Annotated in this window: 14 protein-coding genes; 8 read left to right on the top strand and 6 right to left on the bottom strand. The window is 64.2% G+C overall.

Annotation, left to right across the window (positions count from 1 at the left end):
* The first annotated feature begins 7 nt into the window (after nt 1-7).
* Nucleotides 8-3430, top strand: a complete 3423-nt coding sequence (locus tag B7Y49_RS07490) for a chromosome segregation SMC family protein (protein ID WP_374126957.1) — start codon at nt 8-10, stop codon at nt 3428-3430.
* 31 nt (nt 3431-3461) lie between these two features.
* On the opposite strand, the gene B7Y49_RS07485 is transcribed toward B7Y49_RS07490, so the two are convergent.
* Both B7Y49_RS07485 and B7Y49_RS07480 read right to left on the bottom strand, forming a co-directional pair.
* Nucleotides 3462-4142 carry a hypothetical protein gene (locus B7Y49_RS07485; RefSeq protein ID WP_374126956.1) on the bottom strand — a complete coding sequence of 227 codons (681 nt, stop codon included), beginning with the start codon at nt 4140-4142 and terminating at the stop codon, nt 3462-3464.
* Nucleotides 4143-4171: 29 nt separating this feature from the next.
* A complete protein-coding gene (locus B7Y49_RS07480) occupies nt 4172-5284 on the bottom strand; it encodes an SDR family oxidoreductase (RefSeq protein WP_374126955.1) in 1113 nt (370 codons plus the stop codon).
* Between the two features lie 76 nt (nt 5285-5360).
* Here B7Y49_RS07480 and B7Y49_RS07475 point away from each other — a divergent pair, with 76 nt between their 5' ends.
* The gene (locus B7Y49_RS07475; protein ID WP_374126954.1) at nt 5361-6299 is read left to right on the top strand and encodes a LysR family transcriptional regulator; all 939 of its coding nucleotides are present in this window, start codon (nt 5361-5363) and stop codon (nt 6297-6299) included.
* A 234-nt stretch (nt 6300-6533) separates the two neighbouring features.
* Here B7Y49_RS07475 and B7Y49_RS07470 read toward each other — a convergent pair whose 3' ends face one another.
* A complete protein-coding gene (locus B7Y49_RS07470; protein ID WP_374126953.1) occupies nt 6534-7478 on the bottom strand; it encodes a LysR family transcriptional regulator in 945 nt (314 codons plus the stop codon).
* Nucleotides 7479-7594: 116 nt separating this feature from the next.
* On the opposite strand from B7Y49_RS07470, the gene B7Y49_RS07465 reads away from it, so the two are divergent.
* Complete coding sequence (locus B7Y49_RS07465) at nt 7595-8146, top strand: carboxymuconolactone decarboxylase family protein (RefSeq protein ID WP_374126952.1); 552 nt, start codon at nt 7595-7597, stop codon at nt 8144-8146.
* Between the two features lie 222 nt (nt 8147-8368).
* Here B7Y49_RS07465 and B7Y49_RS07460 read toward each other — a convergent pair whose 3' ends face one another.
* Nucleotides 8369-8542 carry a hypothetical protein gene (locus B7Y49_RS07460; RefSeq protein WP_374126951.1) on the bottom strand — a complete coding sequence of 58 codons (174 nt, stop codon included), beginning with the start codon at nt 8540-8542 and terminating at the stop codon, nt 8369-8371.
* Between B7Y49_RS07460 and B7Y49_RS07455 the strand changes: the two genes are divergently transcribed.
* The 4 genes from B7Y49_RS07455 (at nt 8526) to B7Y49_RS07440 (ending at nt 12108) form a co-directional block, all read left to right on the top strand.
* On the top strand, nt 8526-9029 hold the full coding sequence (locus tag B7Y49_RS07455) for an alpha/beta fold hydrolase (protein ID WP_374126950.1): 504 nt from the start codon (nt 8526-8528) through the stop codon (nt 9027-9029). The two genes, B7Y49_RS07460 and B7Y49_RS07455, sit on opposite strands and share 17 nt — an antisense overlap.
* Nucleotides 9030-9488: 459 nt before the next feature.
* On the top strand, nt 9489-11363 hold the full coding sequence (locus tag B7Y49_RS07450; RefSeq protein WP_374126949.1) for an ABC-F family ATP-binding cassette domain-containing protein: 1875 nt from the start codon (nt 9489-9491) through the stop codon (nt 11361-11363).
* 292 nt (nt 11364-11655) lie between these two features.
* Nucleotides 11656-11880: a hypothetical protein gene (locus tag B7Y49_RS07445; RefSeq protein WP_374126948.1), complete on the top strand. Its 225-nt coding sequence runs from the start codon at nt 11656-11658 to the stop codon at nt 11878-11880.
* Nucleotides 11881-11928: 48 nt separating this feature from the next.
* Complete coding sequence (locus B7Y49_RS07440) at nt 11929-12108, top strand: hypothetical protein (protein ID WP_374126947.1); 180 nt, start codon at nt 11929-11931, stop codon at nt 12106-12108.
* Between the two features lie 80 nt (nt 12109-12188).
* Here the strand turns inward: B7Y49_RS07440 and B7Y49_RS07435 are convergent, their stop codons facing one another.
* A complete protein-coding gene (locus tag B7Y49_RS07435) occupies nt 12189-13406 on the bottom strand; it encodes an NAD(P)/FAD-dependent oxidoreductase (RefSeq protein ID WP_374126946.1) in 1218 nt (405 codons plus the stop codon).
* Complete coding sequence (locus tag B7Y49_RS07430; RefSeq protein WP_374126945.1) at nt 13382-13954, bottom strand: cytochrome b; 573 nt, start codon at nt 13952-13954, stop codon at nt 13382-13384. The genes B7Y49_RS07435 and B7Y49_RS07430 overlap by 25 nt, the downstream gene beginning before the upstream one ends.
* A 115-nt stretch (nt 13955-14069) precedes the next feature.
* On the opposite strand from B7Y49_RS07430, the gene B7Y49_RS07425 reads away from it, so the two are divergent.
* A complete protein-coding gene (locus B7Y49_RS07425) occupies nt 14070-15509 on the top strand; it encodes a glycosyltransferase family 2 protein (RefSeq protein ID WP_374126944.1) in 1440 nt (479 codons plus the stop codon).
* Nucleotides 15510-15633: the final 124 nt, after the last annotated feature.

The raw sequence follows: 15633 nt of genomic DNA, 5'->3' as shown, positions 1-15633 counted from the left end.
TAGCAGCGTGCAGATCAAGCGGCTTCGGCTGACCGGGTTCAAAAGCTTTGTCGATCCCGCTGATTTGCGGATTGAACCCGGGCTGACCGGCATTGTCGGCCCCAATGGGTGCGGCAAATCGAACCTGCTTGAGGCGCTACGCTGGACGATGGGCGAAAACAGCGCGAAGTCGATGCGCGGTGCCGGCATGGAAGACGTGATCTTCGCCGGCACCGCCACTCGCCCGCAGCGCGACTTTGCCGAAGTATCGATCCTGCTCGATGGCGCTTCCGGGGGAGCAGGGGGCGATGAAAGCGACGAGACCGAAATCGTCCGCCGAATCGAACGCGGCGCGGGTTCTGCCTATCGCATCAACGGCCGCGATGTGCGCGCCAAGGATGTGTCGCTGCTGTTCGCTGATGCCGCCACCGGCGCGCATTCGCCTGCGCTTGTCAGCCAGGGAAGGATCAGCGCCGTCATTGCTGCACGCCCGGCCGAGCGCCGCGCGATGCTGGAGGAAGCCGCCGGGATCGCCGGGCTGCATGTGCGCCGCCGCGATGCCGAACAGAAACTCCGCGCGACCGAGGCCAACCTCGCCAAGCTCGACGAGCTGATCGGCGAGCAGGAAGCCCGCGCCGCAGCACTCCGCCGCCAGGCAAAGCAGGCCGAACGCTACCGCGCGCTTTCCGATCAGATTCGGGTCGCCGAAGCGCGGATGATCTTTGCCCGCTGGCGCGATGCCGCTGCCGCCGCCGATGACGCACGCGCCGAAGCCACCACCGCCGAAGCGCGCGTCGCCGACGCCGCCGAAGCCCAGCGCGCTGCCGCTGCCCATCAGGCGCAGGCCACCGAAACCCTCGCTGCTGCCCGCGCTGCCTCGCTCGCCGCGCGCGACCGGGCGAGTGAGGCGGGGCACCAACTCGCCACCTTGCGTACCGAACGTACCACCGTCGATCGCCGCATCGCCGATCTGGCCGAGGCGCAGGCGCGGATAGTGACCGATCGGGAGCGCGAAGGCGCGCTCGCGCACGACGCGGCAGAGGCGCTCGCCCGGATCGCCGAGGAGGCGAAGCTGATCGAAGCGCGCATTGCCGATGCCGCCGCGCGCCAGCCTGCGCTCGACGCCGCGCTTGCCGATGCCGAACGCGTCGCGCGCGATGCAGAGGTCGCCCTCGCCCAGGCGCTCGCCGCGCAAGCCAGCGAAGCGGCCGAAGCGCGCGTTGCTCAAGCCGCGCTTGCCGCTGCCGCCACCCGGCTCGATCGCGCGACCCGTGATGCCGACCGCGCTGCCGCCGAAGCCCGCGCGCTCGGCGATACCGCGCCGCTGCTCGCCCAGCGCACCGCCGCCGCCGATGCCCGCACCCAGGCGCTCCGCCACGCCGAAACCGCCCGCGCCGCGCTTGCCCAGGCCGATGCGACCGAACGCGCCGCGATCGACACCCGGGACCGTGCCCAATCCGCCCGCGCCACCGCGCACGCCGAGCTCGCCGCGATCGACAGCGAAAGCGCCGCACTCGCCAAGGCCACCCGCAGCACGGGCAAGGACCGCGTCCTCGATCAGCTCCGCCCCGATCCCGGCTATGAACGCGCGCTCGCCGCTGCGCTGGGCGATGATCTGGAAGCCGGACTTGATCCCGCAGCCGAACATTTCTGGGGCGGCGCTGACCCGCAACCCGCCGACCCCGGCGCGCCCACTGGCACCGTCCCGCTCTCCCGCCACGTCGCCGCACCCCCCGCGCTCGCCCGGCGCCTCGCCCAGGTGCTGGTGGCGGAAAGTGACCCCGGCCATCCGCTCGCGGTCGGCCAGCGGCTCGTCACGATTGCGGGGGTGCTGCGTCGTTGGGATGGCTATATCGCCAAATCGGGTGGCGCGGCGGCGGCTGAACGGCTCGAACGGATGAACCGCCTGCGCGCGCTCGAAGCATCGCGCCCCGCGGCCGTTCGCGCGGTCGAGCAAGCCGATGCCGAGCTCGCCCGGATCGACCAGAGCATTGCGGACGCCCGCCGCGCCGCCACCGATGCCCGCCGCCTGCTCGAAACGGCGGAAGCCAGCGCCCGCGACGCCGCCCGCGCCGAGGACCGCACCACCGCCGCGATCGAGCGCATCGAGGCGCAGGCCGCCGATCTCGCCACCCGGCGCCAGCGCATCACCGCCGAGGTCGACGAAGCGACCGCCGAAGTCACCCGCGCCCGCGCCCATATCACCACGCTTCCCGATGGCAGTGACACCCGCGACCAAGTGACCACGCTCCAGCATGAGGCCGATGCCCGCCGCACCGCCGTGGCGCAGGCCCGCGCTGACCGTGCCGCGTTCGACCGCGATCTCGCCGCTGACCGGGAGCGGCTTGCCACCGGCCAGGCCGATGCCCGCAACTGGCGTGCCCGCGCAGGCGAGGCCGCGCGCCGCATTGCCGATATGGCCAAGCGCGAGGAGAAACTGGGCGAGGAAGCCGCGATCCTCGCCGCGCGCCCCGCCATCCTCGACCGCAAGATTGCCGAGCTTGAGGCAAGCCATGCCGAGGCGCGTGCCGAGGCCGAAGCTGCGCAGGCTGCCGAGCGCGCGGGTGAGGCGGCGATGCGCCAGATCGAGGAAGCCGCCCGCCAGGCCGCCGAGGCGCTCTCGCAAGCCCGCGAAATCCGGGCCGGGGCGGCGGCGCGCGCGGAAAGCCAGGAACTGCGCCGGGTCGAGATGGGCCGCCTTTCGGGCGAGCGCTTCGAATGCCCGCCGCCGGTGCTGCCCGAACGGGTTGGCTTCCGCGCCGATGAAATCCGCACCCCCACCGATGAATCGCAGCGCCACGAGCGGCTGAGCGTGGAGCGCGAGCGGATCGGCCCGGTCAATCTTGTCGCCGAAACCGAGCTTGCCGAGCTGGAGGCCGCGAGCACCACCAACGCCGCTGAGCGTGACGAGCTGGGCCAGGCCGTCAACCGGCTGCGCGGCTCGATCGGCACCTTGAACCGCGAAGGGCGCCAGCGGCTGCTCGCGGCGTTCGAAGCGGTGGATGGGCATTTTCGGCGGCTGTTCACCACCCTGTTCAACGGCGGCAGCGCGCATCTGGAACTGATCGATTCGGATGATCCGCTCGAGGCCGGGCTGGAAATCATGGCCCAGCCCCCCGGCAAGAAACTGCAATCGCTCACGCTCCTGTCGGGCGGCGAACAGGCGCTCACCGCAGTCGCGCTGATCTTTGGCCTGTTCCTCACCAACCCCGCCCCGATCTGCGTCCTCGACGAAGTCGATGCGCCGCTGGACGACGCGAACATCGAACGATTCTGCGATCTGCTCGACCGCATGACCCAGGAAACCCGCACCCGCTATCTGATCGTCACCCACAACGCGGTCACGATGAGCCGCATGCACCGCCTGTTCGGCGTGACGATGATCGAGCAGGGGGTGAGCCGGCTGGTGTCGGTGGATTTGGGCGGCGCTGTGGGGTTGTTGGCGGCGTGAGGGAGCACCCAGTCAAAGACTCTGTCTGTTTCTATCGGGCGCTTCTTGACGGCTGGGAGTCTTGCTCGCGCTCCAGCGCCACGCGGATCGCCTTGATGGACAAGATATGCAGCGTGATCGCGAGCGGCGGGAAGAAGCCGGGCAAAAGGCTGTATGGAAAGGTCGATACGAAGGTGTTGGGCACATCGCTCGCCAAGATGTTGAGCGGCCCGGGCGCGGTCAGGACCGAGCGGACGATGACGTTCACCAGCGCCAGAAGCCCAGCCAGGTTCCAGACCAGCGCGACGCGAAAACCCATACCGCCCCGGGTTGTGAAATAGGCGAATAGCGGCGCGCTGAGGGCGATCAGGATGTCTACGTTTGCGCCCTCATAGGTGAGCATCCGAGGCGCTAGACCGATCGCCCAGAACTGATGCAGAAAGAGCTCAACGCCGATCCGGAATATCTGCAGGCCATGCAGCAAGGCGACGGGGATCGCCAGCGCAGCGATACGCCCCCAGCGTGAGCGGACCACCACAACCGCAATGAAAAGGATGATAGGCGCAAAGATGAGCAGGATGCCGGGCGGACGGCCTGGAACCGGCCTGAGCACTTCGAACCACGACAGTGCCAAGACATAGCCAAGCCAAAGCGGCAGCCCGAACGTGATCACTGTCGCAGCGTTGCGAGGCAAATATCGCCTCGCGATCCCAATGACGAGCGCCGCAATCACCCCGACATAGGCAAGGAACAGCTGCGCCGTCATGACATGTGCGCTCCGGCAGCAAGGCGCATGACCGATGGCTGCTCTGCCGCAGGCAAGTGGCTTGCTTGCCAACCTTCGTCATCGACAGCCAGACTTGGCGCAAACGGTACCGGGAAACCGCGGCTGCGATCGAAGCGGTCGAGATTCCAGCCCGGGTGGAGCGGTGTTCGGCTGAAATTCCAGATCGCCTTCAAGCGGTTGGCGAGCGTGGGCTGGGCAAAGGACTTCGCGGCGTAGCGACGGGCGGTCGTTTCAAAATCCTCGGCCGGTGATCCGGTCAGTTCGTGCACGACGTCCGTCACGCCGCCGCCCGCCGAGAATGCGCCGCGCCAATGGTCTTGCAGATAGTAGCGAAAGCCGCTGATCTCGTAAGGGTCGACCCCCTGCATCCTAGCCGTCTTGAAGAACATCCATAACGGAATGCCGATCGGCAATACCGGCTTGCCAATGGCGCGGCTGATCGCTTGGGCCATTTCCTTCCCAGAGAGCAGTTTGGGCCCGGTCGGTCGATAGGATCGACCGGCATGACGCGCTGGATCAGCGAGGACGGCGACCGCCACCCTGGCGATATCCTCGTTGGAGACAGGGGCACTGCGGCTATCTTTCGTTAGGTGCGGATAGATCAGCAGTAAGGTCGCGAAATCGATGAAGCGCAGGAAGTTGTCGGCGAACATTCCCGGATTGAGGATGGTATGCGCCACGCCCGGGATATCAGCGAAGAGACGATCGACGAGCCAGAGCTGGCGGGTCAGCATGGAAGGATGGCGCGCGCTTGAGAGCCACTGGCTCATCTGGACGATTTGCTCGAGCTTCGCCTCCCTGGCGGCGAGCGCGAAGGCGTTCGCTCCCTGGATCATGAAGGGATCCATGATGGGCAGGTAATAGGCACGGCGTGTGCCCTCCATCGCATGACGCAATTGCTCGGTGTCGAAATAGTCCGCGACTACCGTCTCGGCGCCCATTGCATTGAGCAGGGCGCTCCGCTCGTCACGCCGCCTCACCACTGCTCGCACCGGCCAGCCCTGGCGGCGCAATTCGGCGACGACCGCCCCGCCGGTTTTGCCGGTTGCGCCGGTCACCAGGATGCGAGGTTTGGCGGGGGTAATCATCGGGCAGCTCCTTTTGAGGAGCCCTCATTAGCTTCCAGTTTCAATGGCAGACTATCTGCGATAATGTGCATTGGTCATGAAGAAAAACTTCACTGTCTGCCGCGGCGCACTCGACGGCATCGAGATGTTTTTCGCGGTCGCGCGCCACCGTAGTTTTCGCCGCGCGGCGGCAGAACTTGGCGTTACGCCCTCGGCGGCGGGCCAGGCCGTGCGCGCCCTGGAACTCCGGCTCGGTGTTGCACTCTTTGTGCGGACGACCCGAAGCGTCGGGATGACGGAAGCTGGCGAGCGATTTTTGGTGCAGGCCGAGCCCGCCTATCAGCTGCTCGCGGCCGCAGCAGCTGCGGCAAGCGATCTCGGCGGACGTCCCACCGGGCTGTTGCGTTTGGCAGTTCCCCGCTCAGTCGTGCCCCTGATCATACGACCGGTGTTGGCCTCGTTTGCTGCCGCCTATCCCGATATCGAGCTCGAGATTGCGGCAAGCGAGGAATTCGTCGATATTGCTTCGCAAGGGTTCGATGCTGGTATGCGGATGGGCCAGTTCATCGCCAACGACATGACCGCGCTGCGACTCACGCCCCCCTTTCCGATGGTGGTTGTGGGTAGTCCCGAATATCTCGCTCGCCGTGGGACACCGTTATCGCCGGAGGATCTGCGGAATCATGCGTGTCTCAGACTGCGCCGCACGGCAGGCGGATCATCCCCGTGGCGTCTGACCGACAAGGGCAAGCCGCTTGAAATCTTAGTCCAGGGGCCACTCATCGCTGGCGATTTTCCGACGTTGCTTGATGCCGCCATCGACGGAGTCGGTCTTGCACAGGTTCCTGAGCCAGTTGCCGTCGCGCCTGTTAAAGCAGGCGCACTTCGGCAAGTTCTGGCCGCGTTCGCGCCCCAGACGCCGGGTGTGTTCCTCTATTATCCCGATCGCCGCCAAGTGCTTCCCAAGCTGCGTGCATTCATCGAGCATGTGAAGACGCATCTGCCCCCGGCACCGACTTTGGGCAAGGTCTTGTGAAGCATTTTGAGGCGTGACCATGATCGAGCAGGGGGTGGGCAGGTTGGTGTCGGTGGATTTGGCGCGCGCGGTGGGGTTGCTGGCGGCTTAGGCTGGTTTTCTTTTCACAGTATAGTTCTCCCGCGAACGCGGGAGTCCAGGATATCAGGTTCAGCCCTTGGCGACTCTGGACCTCTGCTTTCGCAGGGGTACGACGTGGTTCAGACTAATCGAACCGATTCCAGGCACGCGCGGTCATGCATTTTTCTTCGGCTGATCACCTACCTCACCGACGATCTGTTCGACGCCAGCAAGCGCCAGTTTCAACCGTGGGACGACGAAATCGAGAAACGCCCGCCGCTTGAGTGGTTGTACGCGCTGGCGTTGATGGACGAGGCTGACCGGGATCGGATCGGGTGAAAAATCTCTGAGGATCGTTCTGATTCGCCCGTCCGAAATCGCCGCCGCCGCCTGATAGGACATCACCCGTGCAATCCCGAGCCCCGCCGAGGCAGCGTCGATCACGGCGTCGGCAGTGTTAACTGAAAAGCGTGGTGAGATGGATATTGTCCTGGCATTCGGGGCGTTGCCGATCGTCCAGTTTCGATAGGTCTGGAGCCCTTCGAACGCGATGCAGTGATGATCGGCTAGTGCTTCGGGGGTGTCTGCCGGACCGTTGCGGGCAAGATAGTCGGGACTTGCGCAGATCACCCAGCAAACCGTGCCGACCGTCAGCGCGATCAGATCGCTGTCGGGCAGGCGGCCAATCCGCACCGCGACGTCGACATGCGCCTCGACCAGATCGATCACCTGGTCGGACAGAACGAGCCTCACGGTCACATCAGGATAGGCCGCCAGAAAATCATGGATGATCGGCGCGACATGCAGCTTGCCGAACATGATCGGGGCGGTGACGATCAGTTCCCCGCGCGGCGCGCGATATTCGCCGCTCGCGGCGCGTTCGGCATCGGCAAGGTCGTCGAGCAATCGCCGGGCGACTGCGACAAAGGCTTCGCCCTGTTCGGTCAGGATCAGCTTGCGGCTGGTGCGCACCAGCAATTGCGCCCCGAGATGCGCCTCCAGATCGGAAACGCGCCGGCTCACCGTCGGCAACGGCGTGTTCAGCGCGCGCGATGCCGCTGACAGGCTGCCGCCGTCTACAGCGGCGATCAGGGTGCGCATGGCTTCGAGCCGGTCCATTGAACATTCCATATTGTGGAAGGTAATGTCTCAAAAATAGCGCCTGCTCTCTGAAAACGGAAGCACTTAGTTACGGGTCACCGGCCAGCACGGCCAGTTGCACAAGGACCCAAGCCATGACCCGTATCGTTACCCCCGCTTCCGTTGCCGATGCCCCCGAAGCATCGCGCCCGCTGCTCGATGCTGTTGCCAAGCAACTCGGCAGCGTTCCCAACATGTTTCGCGCCATCGCCACCAGCCCCCAGGCACTCGAAGGTTATCTCAGCTTGTCGGGCGCGCTCGGCAAGGGCACGCTGCCTGCCGCAACCCGTGAGCGGATCGCGCTTGCCGTCGCTGAAGTGAATGGCTGCAGCTATTGTCTTTCGGCACACACCTATCTCGGTCGCAACCTCGCCAAGCTCGACGATGCCGAGATCACCGCCAACCGCAATGGCGCGTCGAACGACCCCAAGGCTGACGCCGCCGTCCGCTTTGCTGCCAAGGTCGCCAAGGATCGCGGCCATATTACCGACAGCGATTTCGCGGCCGTTAAGCTCGCTGGCTACACCGACGCGCAGGTGATCGAAATCGTCCAGCATGTCGCGCTCAACAGCTGGACCAACTTCTTCAACGAAGTCTTCCAGACCGAGATCGACTTCCCCGTCGTTGAAGCCCGGAAGGCCGCCTGAACCCCGGCTACCGACGACAGCACAACCCGGCGGGCGCTGCCCATCCCCTGCAGCGCCCGCCACCCCGTCCCCGAAATTCCGCAAGGAGCCCCGACCATGTCCCGGCGTCTGCCCCTCATCCATGCCGTGTCGATCGCCTCGATCGTGTTGGCGACCGCCTTCACCGCACCAACCCCCGTCAATGCCGCTGCCACCCGCGTGGCCCCCACCAGGAAAGCCATTTCAATGCCCCAGACCAGCTATCACTATGCCACCGTCAATGGCCGCAAGGTTTTCTACCGCGAAGCCGGTGATCCCAGCCTGCCGACGATCATCCTGCTGCACGGCTTCCCCAGCAGCAGCGATTGGTTTCCGCATTTTCACCCAGCGCCCCGATGCGGTGAAGGGCTTCGTCATCCAGAATGCGAACGCCTATATGGAAGGCGTGGGCGATCAGCCCAAACAACTCTTCCTGCCACTATGGGAGCACCGCGATGCCCAGTCGGAAGCAGGCGCGCGGAGCTTTCTCCAGGCCGACACCACGCAGTTCCAGTACACCGTCGGCGCGAAGAACCCGGCCGCGATCAGCCCCGATAACTGGACGCACGATCAGGCCCTGCTCGATCGCCCCGGCACCGATGCCTATCAGCTCAACCTGCTGGAAAACTACAAGACCAATGTCGCGCTGTACGACATCTGGCATGCCGCCTTCCGCCAGCATCATCCCAAAACGCTGATCCTGTGGGGCAAGCATGATCCGTTCTTCGTCGAAGCTGGCGCGACCGCGTTCCTGAAGGATTTGCCAAAGGCCAAACTCGTCTGGCTCGATGCCGGCCACTTCGTCCTTGATGAGAACGCGACGCTCGTCGCCGACGAGATCAAGGCGAGCTTTGCGGACCGATAGCGCTTCTCCCTCCCTGGGCGTCGAGCGTGCGCTCGACGTCCAGGCATCGGCGACACTTGATTGGTCCGGCACCCGATTTGGACCATGGTGCCGCCAAATGGCGTGATCAACCTTTCCTACAACCCGCAGATTTGTTACGATTATTTCGTTCTACGCAAAAGCCACCATCCGCTCTTTATCATCGTCGCATCCCCATCCGGTTGAGCGTTTCGATCCGCTCATCCCCCTTGCGCGACGTTCCGCGCCCTCACGATTTTTCACCCGGGTCATCACTTTCATCACCTATCGCCGCGCCGCCCACCCAAAGTTGCGCCCCTCCATCAAAATCAGATGGAGACCCGCAACTTCCGCAACTTCACCCCGCAACTTCGCCCTCGTCGCGCCCCGCACCACCCCCAAATCTGCTGCACGTGCGAACACCCCTTGGGCGAAACCGCAACCCGTGGTACGCGCCCCGCCATGCTCAATATCAACGGCATTACGGTGCGGCTTGGCGGTCGCACGATATTGGAACGTGCAAGCGCCACCTTGCCGGCGAAGAGCCGTGTCGGGCTGATCGGGCGCAACGGCGCGGGCAAATCCACGCTGATGAAGGTGATGATCGGCGCGCTCGATCCCGATGACGGTGAGATTGAGATGCCGCGCAAGACGCGGATCGGTTATCTCCAGCAGGAGGCCCCGCACGGCACGCGCACCCCGATCGAGACCGTCCTCGATGCCGATACCGAGCGCGCCGCGCTGTTCGCCGAGGCCGAGCATTGCGTCGATCCGGACCGCGTTGCCGAACTTTATGAGCGGCTCGAGGCGATTGACGCCTATACCGCCGAGGCGCGGGCCGCCCGGATTCTGGTCGGGCTTGGTTTCGATGAGGAAATGCAGCAGCGCCCGCTCGACAGCTATTCGGGCGGGTGGAAAATGCGGGTGGCGCTCGCCGCGCTGTTGTTTTCCGAACCCGATCTGCTGCTGCTCGACGAGCCGTCGAACCATCTCGATCTCGAAGCGACGCTCTGGCTCGAAAGCTTCCTGAAGGCCTATCCGGGCATGATGGTGGTGATCAGCCATGAACGCGATCTGCTCAACAATGTCGTCGACAACATCCTCCATCTGGAGGGCGGCAAGGTGACGCTTTATGCCGGCGGCTATGACGCGTTTGAGCGTCAGCGGGCCGAACGCGCGGCGCAATTGGCGGCGGCGCGGGCGAGCCAGGATGCCCAGCGCGCCAAGCTGCAGGAATATATCGCCAAGAATTCGGCCCGCGCCTCCACCGCGAAGCAGGCGCAGTCGCGGCAGAAGATGCTGGCCAAGATGCAGCCGATCGCGGCGATGGCCGAGGATCCGACGCTCAGCTTCGATTTTCCCAGCCCCGATGAACTGAAGCCGCCGCTCGTCACGCTCGACATGGCGACCGTCGGCTATGGCGAGAAGCCGATCCTTCAGCGGCTGAACCTGCGGCTCGACCCCGATGACCGGATCGCGCTGCTGGGTCGCAACGGCAATGGCAAGACGACATTGGCGCGGCTGCTCGCCGCCCAACTCGCCCCGATGGACGGCGCGATGACCAAGTCGGGCAAGATGCGGGTGGGCTATTTCACCCAGTATCAGGTCGAGGAGTTGGACGGCGACGATACCCCGCTCGAGCATATGTCGCGGCTGATGGGGGATAAGTCGCCCGCGGCGGTGCGCGGACAGCTCGGGCGATTCGGCTTTTCGGGGCAGAAGGCGACGACCAAGGTCGGCAAGCTATCGGGCGGCGAGCGCGCGCGGCTGGCGTTGGCGCTGATCACGCGGGATGCGCCCCACATGCTGATCCTCGACGAGCCGACCAACCATCTGGACGTCGATGCGCGCGAGGCGCTGGTACAGGCGCTCAACGCCTATGACGGCGCGGTCGTGGTCGTCAGCCATGATCGCCACATGATCGAGCTGACCGCCGATCGGCTGGTGCTGGTCGATGCCGGCACCGCGCAGGAATATGGCGGTAGCCTCGACGATTATACCGACCTGATTCTGGGCCGGAACCAGCCCAAGGGCGATGGCGGTTCGGCCAAGGGTGGCGGCTCGAAGAAGGACAAGAAGGCCGCAGCGCAGGAGCGCGAGCGCGCGGTGGCATTGAAAAAGGCAGCGCATGAGGCCGAGGCGCTGGTGGTGAAGCTGACGGCGCAGCGCAGCGCGATCGACCGGGCGATGTTCGATCCGTCGGGCGCGGAGCCATGGCTGGCGAAACTGTCGATGGGCGAGCTGTCTCAGCGCCGGGGTGAGGTCGAGGCGAAGTTGGAGATCGCTGAGGCCGCGTGGCTGGAGGCGAGCGAAGCGCTGGAATCGGTGCCGGCTTGAGCCAGAAGCAATAGTGCTAGGTGCCGCGAATCAGGGGGCGGAGCCTTCGAGGGATAATCTAGGCAGCGAACATGGCCTTGTCGGATGTCAAAATAATTAACTTATCCGCGTTCCAACGCCGCGTTTGCGAGTGAGGCTGTAGGAAATGCGACGAAATGCGGGCCGAAATGCACTTTTTCCTATCAATCGTGTATGGATTGCGACAAAGGGATTTTGGACACCGAGGGGGTCGGGTGCTGGGGCATATGGTGTGCCCGGGGAACGACCAAAATTTATAGATGGAGGTAAGTCCATGAAGAAGATCATTACGACGTCGCTGATCGCAGTTGCCACGCTCGGCCTCGCTGCTTGCACGCCTGCTGCTGACACGAACAACACGGCTGCCGTGAACGAAGTCGAAGCCATGGACGCAAACGCCATGGACATGAACGCCATGGACACCAACGCGATGGACACCAACGCGATGGACACCAACGCGATGGACACCAACGCCGTTGAAGCAACCAACGCAATGTAATTCATCATGGGCCTGACAGAATGGCGACTTGCCGATCTGTTGGACCCAATGATCAAATCAGAAGCCGCGCCGCCAACCAGCGGTGCGGCTTCTTTGATTTCGGGCAATGGCGAGGCTTTATTCGGCATTGTCGCTGACGGCATTCGACAAGCCGCCCGTAAACTGCGCCGGTCTGAGCGACAGTTGATGCAAACAGTTCCTTCGCTATTTGATTTCCTACGTTTTTAGTAGGAATATAGCGGTGTGACGCAGGGGAAGCTCCCTCGACACCACAACCTCGGCCCGGCAGGTGCTGCCGGGCCAATTTTTCACGCCCGCCCGCTCGCTAACGCCATGCCGGCCGCATGGCCGCTCGCCCAGGCCCATTGGAAGTTATAGCCGCCCAGCCACCCGGTCACGTCGACCGCCTCGCCGATGGCGTAGAGCCCCGGTACGGTCCGCGCGGCCATGGTCTGCGATGACAAGCCATCGGTGGCGATGCCGCCCACAGTCACTTCGGCCTTTGCAAAGCCTTCGCTGCCATTGGGCACGAATTGCCAGTTGCGGAGCCGCGCACTGGCTTCACTCAGCAGCCGATCGGGCACGTTGGCCAGCTCGCCCGCGGCCCCGATCCGCTCCGCCAGCACCTCGGCCAGCCTGCCCGGCAATGCTGAACCGATCATGCTGCGAAGCGTCGATCGCGGCTGCGCGCGCTTGGCGTTGACGAGCCAGTCGAGCGCCTGCCCGGGCAGAAAATCAATGCCGATCGGCTGGCCGTGCCGCCAATAACTTGAAACCTGAAGGATGGCAGGTCCGGACAGGCCACGGTGCGTGAACAGCGCCGCCTCTCGGAAGGCCGCCTTGCCGCACCGCGCGACGACCTCGGTCGCGACGCCGGATAGCGATTGGAACAGGGCTTCATCTGCCCCCAGCGTCAGCGGCACCAGCGCCGGGCCCGGCTCGACGACTTTCAGGCCGAACTGGCGGGCGAGATCATAGGCAAAGCCGGTTGCGCCCATCTTGGGGATCGACGGCCCGCCGGTGGCGATCACGAGCGCGGGCGCCGTTTCGGTCCGAATACCGACCTGCACCCGGAACTGGCCATCAGCATGCGCCACCGCGCGGATCGGCTCGCCCAGCGCGAGATCGACACGGCCGCGCGCGCATTCGTCGAGCAGCAGGTTGACGATCTGTTTCGCCGAGCCATCGCAGAACAGCTGGCCGAGCGTCTTTTCATGCCAGGCAATGCCATGCGATTCGACCAGCGCGATGAAATCGGCGGGGGTGTAGCGGCTGAGCGCCGATTTGGCGAAATGCGGGTTGGCCGAAAGAAACCGTTCAGGCGTGGTGCCCGTGTTGGTGAAATTGCACCGCCCACCGCCTGAGATCAGGATTTTCTTGCCCGGTGCATCGGCGTGATCGATCACGAGCACGCGTCGTCCGCGCTGCCCGGCGACCTGCGCACAGAACAGCCCGGCGGCACCCGCGCCCAGGATGATGACGTCGTACGGCAGGGACGTTTTTATTCGACGCTTCCCGAAAACCACATGCGCTGCAACTCGCGCTGCTTGTCGAAATACTGATGCTTCAGCGCGCCGGCGATGTGCAGGAACACCAGCGCGTACAGCACGAACGCGATATATTCATGCGCTTCGCCAAAGCTGTCATGGATCGCCTTCTTGCTCGCCGGGTCCATCGCCATGATGAAGCCGATCCGCGGCCATTCGAACGCGCCGAACAGGAACATCGGGTTTTCCGCTGCCTTGTCCCATGCCGAGTCCATGATCCAGCCGGTCAGCGGCATGGCGAAGATGATGGCATAAAGCAGGAAATGGGTGAAGTGGCTCAGCTGCACTTCCCACTTCTGATAACCGCTGTGCAGCGCCGGTGGGCGGTGCGTCAGCCGCCACAACAGCCGCATGATGGCAAGGCCAAGCACCGTGATGCCCACCGATTTGTGCAAGTTAATCGCGGGGCGTACAGATTCATCGGGGTAATATTCCCAGGTCAGCGCCAGGAACACGTTCAGGACGATGCCGATCGCGACAAGCCAGTGGAGCGAGATCGCAAGGCTGGTATAGCGGCGTTCATCCATGCAGAATTCCTACTCTATATTGCACTGCGGCACTAGCCGATCGTGGCCATCGACCTTAGCTGGTTGCAAGCCTGTGTTCATCACAAATCGGAAAAAGTAGCGGCGCATGACCCCAATGAGCCAATCGCTCGTCGCCCAATCGCCGCGACTAACGCCCCGACCTGTGCCGTTCGCCAGCTATGCGATCATGGGATCGGTGGTGCTGTTGTTTATCGCGCTGGTGGCACAGGCTTTTTTCCGCACCGGATTGGCGAGTTGGTCGGTCGGACTGGTGTACATCGCTTATGATACCGCCCTGCTGATCTTCACCGCCAGCAAGACGCATCGATTGGCGCAGCCGATATCAGAGACCCTATCGATTGCGCGACCTGGGCAGGCGCGGCCCAGCCTTGGCGTTATCATCGCGGCGCACAATGAAGCGCGTGTGCTTGGGATCACGATCGACACGCTGACCGCACAGAGCGATCCGCCCGATCTGATCCTGATCGCCGATGATGGATCGAGCGACGACACCCCGGCCGAACTGATGCGGCTTTATGGGTTGGCGATGCCAGCCCTTGGCGCGATCAGCGATCCCGCGCCGAACCTGTCGACGCTCCGCTGGCTCCGCTTGCCGCATGGCGGCAAGGCGCGCGCGCTGAACGCGGCGATCCAGCTGATCTACACCGATGTGGTGCTGACGGTCGACGCCGATACGTTACTCGATCCCGGCGCGCTCGCGGCGATGCGCGGGGCGTTCGCCGAGGAGCCCGAACTGATGGCAGCCACCGGCGTGCTGACCCCGATTTGCGGCCCAACGTTATCCGGGCGCATTTTCCAGTGGTTCCAGACCTATGAATATGTCCGCAACTTCCTGTCGCGCTATGCGTGGATGCGCGTCGACAGCTTGTTGCTGATATCAGGCGCATTCGCCGCGTTCCGCCGCGACGCGCTAATCACGGTCGGCGGCTTTGATCCGGCCTGCATGGTCGAGGATTATGAGCTGATCCACCGGCTCCACCGCCATGCCGCCGATCAGGGGCTCGGCTGGACGATCCGGGTAATCGGCGCGGCGACCGCGCGCACCGATGCGCCGGCATCGCTGATGGCCTTTCTGCGCCAGCGTCGGCGATGGTTCGGCGGCTATCTCCAGACGCAATATTGGAATCGCGACATGATCGGCAATCCGCATTTCGGGTCGCTGGGAACCGCGCAAATGCCCGTCAAGACGCTCGACACCGTGCAGCCCATTTATGGGATCGCAGCGTTCATCATCCTCGTCACGCTGGTCGTAACCGGCAACTTCCTGCTCGCCTGGCCGATCCTGGTGGTGATGATCATCAAGATCGTCTTCGATCTCGCCTATCACCTCTGGTCGCTGCGGCTCTACGCGCGCTGGACCGGGCAGGCCGAGGGGCTGGGGATGGGCTGGGCCATTCTTGCCGCGATCCTTGAGCCCTTCACCTTCCAGCTGCTCCGTCATATCGGCGCGACCTGGGGATGGTACAGTTTCCTCACCGGGCGAGAGACATGGGGCCGCCAGCGCCGCACCGCCATCGAGGGAGCAGGGCGCTAAACCTATTCGATTAGGTTGACTTATCTTCCACCACCGTTCGCCATGAGCGAAGTCGAAGGGCAGGCGCAGCGCTTGGGCTTCGACTTCGCTCATCCCGAACGGGTTAATGCATGAATGACGTCGC

The organism is Sphingomonas sp. 28-62-11 (assembly GCF_002278865.1).
GTDB lineage: Bacteria > Pseudomonadota > Alphaproteobacteria > Sphingomonadales > Sphingomonadaceae > Sphingomonas.
This window is presented reverse-complemented; position numbering and strand designations above follow the sequence as displayed.

Bases quoted from the DNA above. Each gene is read 5' to 3' on its own strand.
- B7Y49_RS07480 (WP_374126955.1), bottom strand. From the start codon at position 5,284: ATGATTACCCCCGCCAAACCTCGCATCCTGGTGACCGGCGCAACCGGC.
- B7Y49_RS07475 (WP_374126954.1), top strand. From the start codon at position 5,361: ATGAAGAAAAACTTCACTGTCTGCCGCGGCGCACTCGACGGCATCGAG.
- B7Y49_RS07470 (WP_374126953.1), bottom strand. From the start codon at position 7,478: ATGGACCGGCTCGAAGCCATGCGCACCCTGATCGCCGCTGTAGACGGC.
- B7Y49_RS07465 (WP_374126952.1), top strand. From the start codon at position 7,595: ATGACCCGTATCGTTACCCCCGCTTCCGTTGCCGATGCCCCCGAAGCA.
- B7Y49_RS07460 (WP_374126951.1), bottom strand. From the start codon at position 8,542: ATGACGAAGCCCTTCACCGCATCGGGGCGCTGGGTGAAAATGCGGAAA.
- B7Y49_RS07450 (WP_374126949.1), top strand. From the start codon at position 9,489: ATGCTCAATATCAACGGCATTACGGTGCGGCTTGGCGGTCGCACGATA.
- B7Y49_RS07445 (WP_374126948.1), top strand. From the start codon at position 11,656: ATGAAGAAGATCATTACGACGTCGCTGATCGCAGTTGCCACGCTCGGC.
- B7Y49_RS07440 (WP_374126947.1), top strand. From the start codon at position 11,929: ATGATCAAATCAGAAGCCGCGCCGCCAACCAGCGGTGCGGCTTCTTTG.
- B7Y49_RS07430 (WP_374126945.1), bottom strand. From the start codon at position 13,954: ATGGATGAACGCCGCTATACCAGCCTTGCGATCTCGCTCCACTGGCTT.
- B7Y49_RS07425 (WP_374126944.1), top strand. From the start codon at position 14,070: ATGAGCCAATCGCTCGTCGCCCAATCGCCGCGACTAACGCCCCGACCT.